The sequence below is a fragment of the Anaerovibrio lipolyticus DSM 3074 genome (genome assembly GCF_900141865.1).
Taxonomy (GTDB): domain Bacteria; phylum Bacillota; class Negativicutes; order Selenomonadales; family Selenomonadaceae; genus Anaerovibrio; species Anaerovibrio lipolyticus.
In genome coordinates this window covers 47,457-57,994 of the sequence record NZ_FQYW01000020.1, presented here as the reverse complement: position 1 = coordinate 57,994, position 10,538 = coordinate 47,457, and the positions used below count along the sequence as shown (strand labels likewise).

General features: G+C 39.3%; 10 protein-coding genes and 1 pseudogene. All 11 read right to left on the bottom strand.

Annotated elements, in window-relative coordinates; translation table 11 throughout:
• Nucleotides 1–219, bottom strand: a pseudogene (locus B6K08_RS13620) (hypothetical protein); the annotation flags it as partial.
• 153 nt (nt 220–372) lie between these two features.
• On the bottom strand, nt 373–1,200 hold the full coding sequence (locus B6K08_RS11200) for a hypothetical protein (RefSeq protein ID WP_200810423.1): 828 nt from the start codon (nt 1,198–1,200) through the stop codon (nt 373–375).
• A gap of 126 nt (nt 1,201–1,326) precedes the next feature.
• Nucleotides 1,327–1,887: a TIR domain-containing protein gene (locus B6K08_RS11195; RefSeq protein ID WP_080326161.1), complete on the bottom strand. Its 561-nt coding sequence runs from the start codon at nt 1,885–1,887 to the stop codon at nt 1,327–1,329.
• A 408-nt stretch (nt 1,888–2,295) separates the two neighbouring features.
• Nucleotides 2,296–3,405, bottom strand: coding sequence for a UDP-N-acetyl glucosamine 2-epimerase (locus B6K08_RS11185; RefSeq protein ID WP_039210398.1), 1,110 nt, complete (start codon nt 3,403–3,405; stop codon nt 2,296–2,298).
• 17 nt (nt 3,406–3,422) lie between these two features.
• On the bottom strand, nt 3,423–4,628 hold the full coding sequence (locus tag B6K08_RS11180) for an O-antigen ligase family protein (protein ID WP_080326160.1): 1,206 nt from the start codon (nt 4,626–4,628) through the stop codon (nt 3,423–3,425).
• Between the two features lie 129 nt (nt 4,629–4,757).
• A complete protein-coding gene (gene wecB / locus B6K08_RS11175) occupies nt 4,758–5,849 on the bottom strand; it encodes a non-hydrolyzing UDP-N-acetylglucosamine 2-epimerase (protein ID WP_234985354.1) in 1,092 nt (363 codons plus the stop codon).
• A 14-nt stretch (nt 5,850–5,863) separates the two neighbouring features.
• The gene (locus B6K08_RS11170) at nt 5,864–7,093 is read right to left on the bottom strand and encodes a glycosyltransferase family 4 protein (protein WP_039210405.1); all 1,230 of its coding nucleotides are present in this window, start codon (nt 7,091–7,093) and stop codon (nt 5,864–5,866) included.
• Between the two features lie 12 nt (nt 7,094–7,105).
• Complete coding sequence (locus B6K08_RS11165; RefSeq protein WP_080326159.1) at nt 7,106–7,699, bottom strand: sugar transferase; 594 nt, start codon at nt 7,697–7,699, stop codon at nt 7,106–7,108.
• Nucleotides 7,700–7,779: 80 nt separating this feature from the next.
• A complete protein-coding gene (locus B6K08_RS11160) occupies nt 7,780–8,994 on the bottom strand; it encodes a DegT/DnrJ/EryC1/StrS family aminotransferase (protein ID WP_327078480.1) in 1,215 nt (404 codons plus the stop codon).
• A 4-nt stretch (nt 8,995–8,998) separates the two neighbouring features.
• Nucleotides 8,999–9,505 (bottom strand): hypothetical protein, encoded by a 507-nt coding sequence (locus B6K08_RS11155; protein WP_080326157.1) that lies wholly within the window; start codon nt 9,503–9,505, stop codon nt 8,999–9,001.
• Complete coding sequence (locus tag B6K08_RS11150; RefSeq protein WP_080326156.1) at nt 9,492–10,532, bottom strand: AAA family ATPase; 1,041 nt, start codon at nt 10,530–10,532, stop codon at nt 9,492–9,494. Before B6K08_RS11150 ends, B6K08_RS11155 begins: the two co-directional genes overlap by 14 nt.
• Between the last annotated feature and the right edge of the window lie 6 nt (nt 10,533–10,538).

Here is a 10,538-nt window from a genome sequence, read left to right as displayed (position 1 = left end):
TGTAGCGACAATGCAAACTGCACGAATTCGGTTTCTGTGGTTTGGGACTGCGTAATGTATTCCCTGATTTTTCGCAGCCAATAGTAATAGGCGTGAACTGATATTTCTGTCTTCACAGAATTCAGCTACCGTCATGCCGGATTCCTTGCACTCTTTAATTATTGACTGCCATTGAGCCATGCGGACCCTGGTTCGTATTTCTAACGAATTATCCGCCAAAGAAAACACCTCCAATTTGAAGTTTTCCCGAAACACGAAGGCATTCGGCAAAACTTTAATTTGTTAGTGTTATTATCCCACGAGAATGGACTGGCGGGAAGATGACTTAAACTTTGACGCTTACACTCAAATTATCGTAACTGCGTAATTCCCCTAATATTGTATCTCTCCTTGAACCACTTCTCTCATTGGCTTAAATGAGTCCAGCAGATCATTACGTGGTTCATTTTTATCATAAAAACTTGTATAATACTTTTCTCTCTTGTTTTTTGTGTAATAATTACCCATTTCCCAAGCGCACCACTGACGAATAAAGTGGCTACCGGGCATTCGCAATTCACTATTAGTTGTCCTAAGAAATAAAAATTGATCACTCTTCCTTAATGCATCTTCCAATTGTTCCTTGGTGGTAGAGCCATTTTTATTTACTCCCTCCCACATCCAATTAACATATAAAAATCCCGAACGTAGCCAAAAATAGTAAAACAAAGCTTGCGTTAATCCTTTGTCATAGTACGCGTATGACAAAAATGTTCGTTTTTTTAGTGTACTTACGGCCTTAACATTCGCGACCTCAACATAATTTGCATTTATAATATCCTCTTGATATTCCGCAATGGCTTTTAGTAACAGCCTAAAAAATGTTTTAAAATTGTGAGAAGAGTGCCCGTTTACTGTGTTAACATCCATTTGCCGCTGTATTTGTTTTTCTATTTCGTTTGCAAACGATTTATTTTCGACAGTTTCTGCATTACTATGAAATATCTCTAAATATTCTTCTCTCCGAGGCAATTCTGACCTACTATTTATTATATCTTCAAAGTGCATAATGAGGTGTGCTGAGTCATAATACATATTACGAACAATTAAATAATCTTTGTAACGTACTATGGAATTATCATTTGTTATTAAATTCCCACTTTCCATAAAAAGATTATATCTTGTCAAAAAACTAAACCCCATATGACATTCTTCTTTCACAAAAATACTAAATAAATTTATCTCACATATTATATATCTTATCTATGATTGTTATTATACACCAATATTCGGGCCTGTTTTTCCATTGTTAAATTACGCCGACGCTAATACCATTTCAAATAAAAATTAATATTTAAAATAATAGGCATCAATATTAGACATAGATGTTACTTTAAAATTATCATATTTTAGTGCGTCCTCAATCAGCTTTTTTTGATATGGCACATGGATAGTGGCTACATTACGCATGCTATTCCTAAACACTGGAAGATTATCCCATAAATCTCTGACTTGTTGTTTTATTCCGCTGTATCCCGCGATATCTGATTTTTCCTTAAAATCTGGATAAATAACTATCACAGGAAGCCCCTTATTATTTATTCCGTAATCAATTTCTTCATGTAATGCCCTACTATTTTTTGTGTGCCTGCTTAGAAACAATATTATATTTTTTGAAACGTCCAGTCTTTCATGCAAACGCTGTTTCAGTGTTTCCCATTTGCTATTATCTCTTACACTATATGTTTTACTATGAGCATCAACAAAAGGAAATGAACTATCCCTTGCTTTCCACGCGCGAAGCTGATTGTAATAGACAAAATCAGGAGTTGCGTTAGCGCCTAAATTAGATTCATCAAATGGCTCTGCAACATAAAATGCTGCATAATTTGCTGTTCTGTTTCCCATAAGAAGTTCCTCCCCACCTTATAATGTTAAATATATCTTTATACTCGTACAATGGGAGTTTATTCAATTTCTTTCTATCTTTAGAGTTACCCTCATATATAACAATGCTTATGTAAACTCACTAAGTCTAAATTTGTCACGGGTTCACATAATATAATACACTACATTCTTATTGTCAACTTCTCATATAACCCTTTAACAACATTATTTGATAGATATAATCTCTTATATAGGTCTGTTATTATCATGCAAGCCGTAAATAATCCCCCATATATAAACAATATGAAATTAATCGAATTTGCATTGTACGAATCCAAGCCTGCGTAAATTGCAACCAGTGAAATAATAGCCAGAATATAGCCAATTCCGTAATATTGCAGTGTAAAGTTTTTATTAAACAGTGCTTCTTTATGAAAAAAGTAAGTACCATTCTTCAATCTTCTCCAAAATTCTCCGCCCAGTACCAATATTTCTCTCACATATAGCCGGTCCTACACTGGCATCAAAGGGCTGGTTCAATTTTGCCAATATATCCTCTTTTAATGGCTTAGCCAATCTACTTACGTCGAAGGGAGTTCGTTTCGGAATTTTGGGCATATCCATGACATACACATAAGGTACCCCGGCAAAAAATGTCTCCGTCAGTACGCCACCGGAATCCGTCACCACCTGCTTTGCGCCCTTGATAAGATGTATTGATTCAAAATATCCCACGGGCTCTACAGCCCATATATTCTGAAAACTAAATTCATTTATCAGGCGGAGAACACGATCTTTATTTCGGGGATGAACCGGAAAAACTGTCGGATACTCCAAAGACTCCATGGCCATCATCATTGCTTTAAGAGCATTATCATTTCTAGTGTTTTCCTGGCGATGACACGTCATATAATAATACTTTTCCGGAACCTCAATATTACCTTGCTCTAACGACAGTAGTATTCTATCCTTCCATGGTTTTGAGGCATATCTAAAAAAAGCTTCCCCCATAAGATTTCCTACCACAAAAACATTGTCCGTGATTCCCTCACCGGCTAAATTTCTTCTAGCAGTTTCGGTGGTACATAGCAACAAATTGGAAATATGGTCAATCATAATCCGGTTCATCTCTTCTGGATTATTTTTATTGTCAGCACGATCCCCTGCCTCTACATGGATGACCTTGAAGCCCAGCTTAGCAGCCGTAAGAGCCCCAGCCAATGAAGAATTAGTATCACCATATATCAATACTACATCTGGCTGTTCGTCCATTATCGTAGACTCTACCCCAGTCATCATACGGGATAGATTATCTATCTGACTGCCACCAGAGACGCCAAGATTGTACTTAGGAGCCGGAATCCCCAATTGCCTAAAAAACACGCCAGACATATTATCATCATAATGCTGCCCGGTGTGAACCATTATTTCCTCGACCTCTGCACCAATATTATCTTTATTCCATTTTGCAATAGCATCGGACACCATAGCCGCTTTAACAAACTGCGGTCTGGCACCAACTATGGTCAATATTTTCATCTTTTTCCGACAAGCACTCACTCTTCTGCTTTAATCCACCGATAACTAATTCCCATACCAAACCAGAACCATTTCATCACAATAGGGTGGCTAAAGGTATGTTCGGTAAGACCGTTAATCATTAACCCCATAAATATAGCCAACATAAATATATAGCCAGTTTTCTTTTCCTTATGCCAGCCACGTATACAATAAGCTATCGTTCCCAGTACCCATATTACAAAGGCAATACCACCTGGATAACCATGCTCTGCAAATTCTTGGAAAAACAAATTGTGCGTGTGACCAAGGTGAGGCATTTTTGCTTCTGGCAAAATATATTTCTCATGATACATATCGCCAAAATTACCAGAGCCGACACCAGTCAATGGATAGTCATTTCCCATATTCGTTGCACTTTGCCACAAATACAACCGCTCCATGTTACTACGATTATCAGTCACATTGGTCATACTTTGTACCCGCATGTACATGGCAGGCACATGGCAAACCACAACTGATAAACCAATAGCCAGCACCAGCAGAGCCACTAGAGCCTTCACCTTTGACTTAACCATGAGCAATGTTGTTACCACCACAGTAACTGCAATGGCCACCCAAGCTCCACGAGTATTATTGGAAACGGCTCCCATAGCATTAATGAGCAAGCCCACCAGCATAACCCACTTCAGTTTCCCTTGGGTATTAAGCATAAGCAATGCAACAGTAGGAACCATCATAGAAAGCAGTCCCGCCGTGCTCATAATGCGAAAAAATCCTTGGGAGCCTCTGGCACCTGTATCCATAGATAGCCACTGATAAATAACATATATATTATTTATCACCGAAGAAGCCACCATTAAGCCAACAATTTTAATCAGCCAGTCTCTTTTTCGTACAAACATTACAGCCAGTAAAAATGGCTCAAAATTGTTGATATAATACTGAAACATATTTTTAGCGGTGGCTCCCATATTCAAGGTAAAAATATTAGTACCTACCAATACTCCGAGAAAAATTAAAAATGGTAGTCTAAGCCCCTTGTCAATGGTAAGCAGTTCACGCCAATCGTCGTGTTTCTTTATAAGTCGGATAATAGTACCAACCGTCGCCAAGCCCAAGCATACATTGGCACCGCCCATGGATATACTTGAACACAATGCATATCCACATAAAAAATAAAATATCCACTTTTCTATTTTTTCCACACTTCCGGCACTTCCCGCAGATTCATCTTGAAACATAAGCCCAAACACCCCATTTATACATGAAAAACCGTTACCAGCCCAACGAGCCGGTAACGGACTAAAATTCAAATACGTAGCTTAATTCTACACCTAATTATATGGGATTGACAAGCATTACATTGCCATCTATTTTGTTTCCATTATCATCTTGACTACCTTATCTCCCGCATGGCCGTCACCGTATAAGTTCATGGAGAAATCCAGTTTCTTGCCAGACAGTTCCTTTTCAGCAGCCAAAATCTTTTCTTTGTCTGCCCCCACCAAGGTGTTATAACCATTTTTAACCAGCTCCACCCATTCGGTTTCATCCCGCAAAGTAATACATGGCTTTTCAGCAAAGAAGGCTTCCTTCTGGACTCCACCACTATCAGTAAACACAGCCAGACAATTCCCCTGCAAGTGGAGCATATCAAAATAACCCACCGGATCAATACAAGTAATGTGTTGGAGTTTCATTCCCAACTTTTCCAATACCTTTCTGGTACGAGGGTGAAGTGGCAAAACAACCTTTGTTTTCTGTGCAATGACCTCTAATGCCTCAAAAATACCTTTAATCCTTGCAGGATCATCAGTATTCTCTGCACGATGAACGGTGGCCAAGTAATATTCTTCCTTTGCCAACGCTTTTATCTCATCACTTACCTTGCCCTGGGCTCGATAAAACAATGCCGCGTCATACATTACATCACCGATGCACAGCATATTGGCACCGAGTTTTTCATAGCCTTCGGCTCTAAGATTATCCATAGCAGTTTCCGTTGGGCAAAACAGCCACTTAGAAACTCTATCCGTCAACGCACGGTTGATTTCCTCTGGCATATCCATGTTGAAAGAGCGAAGACCTGCCTCCACATGAGCCACTGGAATATGCAGTTTAGCCGCCGCCACAGAACCAGCCAATGTGGAGTCCGTATCACCATATACCAGTACCACATCCGGCTTTTCCTGAAGCATAACCCCTTCCAGCTTCTCAAGCATCCGTCCGGTCATAGCACCATGGGTACCACCACCTAAATGAAGGTTGTACTTAGGCTGAGGAATACTCATTTCCTCAAAGAACACCTCTGACATGTTGGCATCATAATGCTGCCCAGTGTGAACGATTACTTCCTCTATTTCTGCCTTCCCAACAGATTCATTATACTTTTCAATAGCCCTGGACACCACAGCAGCTTTTATAAACTGTGGCCGAGCACCTATTACTGTGATTATCTTCATTATTATCACTCCATCTATTTAACCGCGTCCAAAAACATTTTAGCCAACGCTTCATAGTTATATTTGCTCAATACTGCCCTTTTGCCATTATTACCCATTTCCAGCAATTTTTCTGGTGGCGAATGCAATAATTCATTTATTCCAACTACCAATGCATCCACATTCTCTGCTTCAACACTAATACCACAATCATATTCTTCGGCAAAATTATTAGGAGCATTTACGGCATATAGCAAAGGCTTTCCACTCATCATAGAATCAAATAATTTATTCATCCCTATGCCAAACTTAAACATTTTATTGTTAATGGCAGCAACATAACAAGCATCCAACAATGCTGTAAAGGACGGAACAGCTATCTTTGGCACAGCATCAAAAAAAGCATAGCATTTTTTATCAAGCTTTAACTGGTCCGTAAGTTTTATCAAATAATCCTTATAATTTCCATTTCCTAAAAATGCTACAAACAACTTGTTTTGATCACATTTAGACAGGGCTTTTAACAATATATCCAGGCTATAAGACTTGGTATGGCTTCCAAAAAAACCGATTACAAAGCGTCCCTCCCGCTTTGCTTCCATGATGGTATTCTTATATTGTTCTGGGATATCAGCCAGCGATGACCAATCAGCCAAATTGATACCATTTGGTACGTGCGCAAATTTATCCCCAGCCATTCCATGCTGCACTAGATACTCTTTGGCACATGGCAAAATTGAAACCACCTTGTACGCATTACGGCAAAAATAGTTTTCACCAATTTGCATTATCATAACAAAGGGATGCCACTTGGACATACCATAAAGTTCCATTGGAGTAATTGGCCACATATCGTGAATTTCATGCACATATCTTGCATTAACGCTATCGGCTATTTTTTTTGCCGGAAATGCATCCAAAGGATATGTTGAAGAAGAAATAACTACATCCGGTTTAAAGTCAATTATCATTCTCGTTACGTTGAAATATAACTTCGCTATGAATCGAATCATGGAAAGCAGCCGTCCCACGCCATTTCCTGCATATCGTCCAGACTTAATCCACTGATATTCAATCCCATCAACCATATCTATCTGAAAATCCTTTTCCACATTAGGATTTTCTGTACGCAAATGAGAATAATCACCGGCCACTATGCGAACCCGATGACCATTTTTCACCCATTCCCTTGCAAGATAATACGGACGAAATTCCATGCCGTATTTCAGCCCGCCAGCATAATGATTAATATAGAGTATATTCATAGCTATCCCCGATCATTCAACAATTGCCTTAAAGGTCTTCAAGATAATAATAAAATCACCCCACACTGAGTGATTGCGCACATATTCCCTATAATATTTAATTTTTATAGGTAAAACCTCGTGAATGTATGCCTGCTCCGGATCTTCCGCCTGACCTAAAATCTCGTTTTCCGAACGAAATTCTATGGAGGCATTATCTGTAATTCCCGGACGTACCGAAAGGACTTCCTGCCGTTCTTCCTCAGTATATTCGGCAATATATCTTGGCACCTCTGGCCGCGGCCCTACCAAACTCATATCCCCCAGTACAACATTAACGAGCTGGGGCAGTTCATCCAGCTTATAATGGCGCAACACTTCACCACTTCTGGTCACCCGCTTATCGGCACCAACTGTGATCTGCTTGCCTTGTTTCTCTGCATCCACCACCATAGTGCGGAATTTAAAAATGCGGAAAGTCACACCATAACGACCTACTCTTTCCTGCCTAAAAAAAATAGGGCCATTTGAATCAAAATGAACCCATAAAGCTAGTACCAAAAGCACCGGGGATAAAACAATTATCCCCGGTATAGTAAACATCAAATCAAAAAGACGCTTCAACATACTCTCTTCCCTTTTCTTCCTTTTTGCCTCCCCCTCTGGGGTAATGTGTCAGCCTCCAAAGGCTGACGGATGAGATTTGTCTATAATTCTTTCTGGGCCTGCAGGAAACTATCAATTACAAAATCCACGTCCTTATCCGTAAGCCTTGTATGCAGCGGCAAAGTTATCTCATTGGCAAATCGATTATAGGCATTTGGATAATCTTTAATATCAAAACCCATATTCTTATACGCTGTATGCATAGGCAAAGGCTTATAGTGAACATTTGTTGCCACACCCTTTTCTGCCATCTTTTCAATAAAAGCATTACGATACTCCGCATCATGGCCCAAGAGTCTTACCAAATAAAGATGACCACTGCTCTTAAAATTATCACCATAATGGCACAGAACTTCCACATCGGCATTTTTAAGGCCAGCATTGTACCTTTCAATGATTTCCTTACGACGCATTAAAAGCCCCGGATACCGCTTTAACTGCACCAGTCCCATAGCTGCCATGATGTCAGTCATATTGCACTTGTAGTAGCAGCCCTTAATATCATATTCCCAAGCCCCCAGCTTTGTCTTGGCAAGAGCATCCTTATTCTGCCCATGCAGGGACAACAGCTGATAAGTCTTATAAATTTCCTCATCGTCAATACCATTAATTGGTCGCCAAGTAGCACAGCCTCCTTCAGCAGTAGTAAAGTTCTTTACTGCATGAAAAGAAAATGAACTAAAATCCGCTATATTACCAGCCATTTTACCATGCCATTCAGCACCAAGAGCATGAGCACAGTCAGCCACAACAGCCACACGGCCTATAGCTTTCTGAATTTCATTTGCAGGCTTAAAGAGTGCCTTCTTGGACTCCACAACATCAAATATCTTGTCATAATCGCAGACAACACCGCCCAAATCGACCGGAACAATAGCCTTTGTCTTTTCTGTAATAGCATTCGCCAGCTTTTCATAATCCATCTCATAGGAATCAGGCATCGTATCCACTAAAACGACTTTAGCACCAGTATGAACTGCTGCACTGGCACTGGCAGTATAAGTATAGGCCGATGTAATAACCTCATCCCCGGCACCAACCCCAAGCACATGCATGGTCATCTCAAGAGCCGCAGTTGCAGAATTCAGGCATACAGCCTTGTTCGTCCCCATATATTCTGAAAGCTGCTTCTCCAGCTCCTTGGTACGAGGCCCAGTGGTAATCCACCCACTCCGCATAGCTTCCCCGACTTCCTTAATTTCTTCTTCTGTTATATCTGGTGGTGAAAATGGTATTTTCATAACTTTGTCCCTCATTTCATTATTCAATAACAGCTAGGCCTTTTTGTACAGCCTTAGCCCCGCTCATTACTATAACTGATTCTGCGTTCCATATCTTTAAAAATGGACGCATTTTCTTTTGAAACATCGCAGATAAATGCAAACAATTATCCTCTGCAATAGTCTTAACCAAAAGCATAAACCGAATCTTAGGAGATTTCCCTAAGCATTCCTTTAGCGTTATACCAATAGGATAATCGGCATCTTCCTTTTGTATTTCATGGAAAATTGAATAACACAAAGATATTGAATGGATAAATTTATCAGCTATTTCAACTACATAGCTTTCCAAATCGTTTTTATTCTCCTTGTCTGGAGCAGTTGTTTTTAACTCAACAAAATATATCATATTTTTCTTGGCATTCACAACGCACTCCACGGACGATACGCCTGAACTGCGAATCTTTCTATAAGCATGACATTTTTCTATTAAAAAGCTTATATCATCCGTATAATTGATTGCCATGCCCGATTCATGAATCTCCATCGTCATCATCCCCTGTCAACATTTCTACTTCGGCACTATATAAAGCTATCGCCGCATCTATAATACTGTTATCAGGCATTCCATTTTTTAAATCTTCATACACTGGTTCATTAGTCAATGACAACGACAACACCGGAATAGATTCATGATATTTTTGAGCCAATAAAAACAATTTTTTTATAATAAAGTACGAGTGACTGGCAATAAAGAACTGCACACCACTCTCGGCCAAATTGTAAATAATATCCAAAAACTCAACGACCGCACTTGGATGAAGTGATGATTCCAGTTCATCCAAAAAAATCACTGAATTACGACTAATATAACGATTGACAAGCAATCTATCAAAAATGGCAATTTTTTTTATACCTTCAGCAGTTTCACCTATTGTATAAGTGTTACGACCTTGATAATAATACCACCTATTTGTCTTTGAATCGAGCTCTACCCGTCCATTAACCATACTACGTAAACGCTCTCTACTCTCAGCAAATCTTCTGTAGTTATTCCCCTGCTGACCAGGCAGCATAAGTGCCCTTGCTAAATCCACATATGTGTCATCAAAACCAAATGCTCTGTCCTGATCTCTGGATTTTAAGATAATCTGGTACAAGGACAAAACTTCCTTGGCAGGAATAAATACAGAATTATCCACACGATTTTCTTGGGACTCACTTTCCAGCTTAATTATCTTCCTAACCGTATCAGAACCAAATGAATACTCAAATATCTTACCATCAGACTGCATAGAAAAATGTAACTTTTCCTTATAATTCTTATTAACCAATTCTCCCAAGGAGTCAGGCTGAAATGTCCAATAAAGTTTATCCGCTAAAATATCGGGCAAACTTTGATTGTCCTGACCTTTCTTATACTGTTCCATGGTTTTCAGAGCCGTATACATGGCCTTCATTAGGAAAGTTTTACCTGTACCATTTTCGCCAATTATCAAATTGATTTTTCCAAGATTATTCCAATCAATTTGATGATGCATACCAAAATTTTTCAAATATAACCGTTCAATCATAATTTT

Excerpts from the sequence above, each read along its gene's own strand:
- B6K08_RS11160 (WP_327078480.1), bottom strand. The coding sequence starts at position 8,994 with ATGAGGGACAAAGTTATGAAAATACCATTTTCACCACCAGATATAACA.
- B6K08_RS11155 (WP_080326157.1), bottom strand. The coding sequence starts at position 9,505 with ATGGAGATTCATGAATCGGGCATGGCAATCAATTATACGGATGATATA.
- B6K08_RS11170 (WP_039210405.1), bottom strand. The coding sequence starts at position 7,093 with ATGAATATACTCTATATTAATCATTATGCTGGCGGGCTGAAATACGGC.
- B6K08_RS11195 (WP_080326161.1), bottom strand. The coding sequence starts at position 1,887 with ATGGGAAACAGAACAGCAAATTATGCAGCATTTTATGTTGCAGAGCCA.
- B6K08_RS11165 (WP_080326159.1), bottom strand. The coding sequence starts at position 7,699 with ATGTTGAAGCGTCTTTTTGATTTGATGTTTACTATACCGGGGATAATT.
- B6K08_RS11180 (WP_080326160.1), bottom strand. The coding sequence starts at position 4,628 with ATGTTTCAAGATGAATCTGCGGGAAGTGCCGGAAGTGTGGAAAAAATA.
- wecB (WP_234985354.1), bottom strand. The coding sequence starts at position 5,849 with ATGAAGATAATCACAGTAATAGGTGCTCGGCCACAGTTTATAAAAGCT.
- B6K08_RS11150 (WP_080326156.1), bottom strand. The coding sequence starts at position 10,532 with ATGATTGAACGGTTATATTTGAAAAATTTTGGTATGCATCATCAAATT.
- B6K08_RS11185 (WP_039210398.1), bottom strand. The coding sequence starts at position 3,405 with ATGAAAATATTGACCATAGTTGGTGCCAGACCGCAGTTTGTTAAAGCG.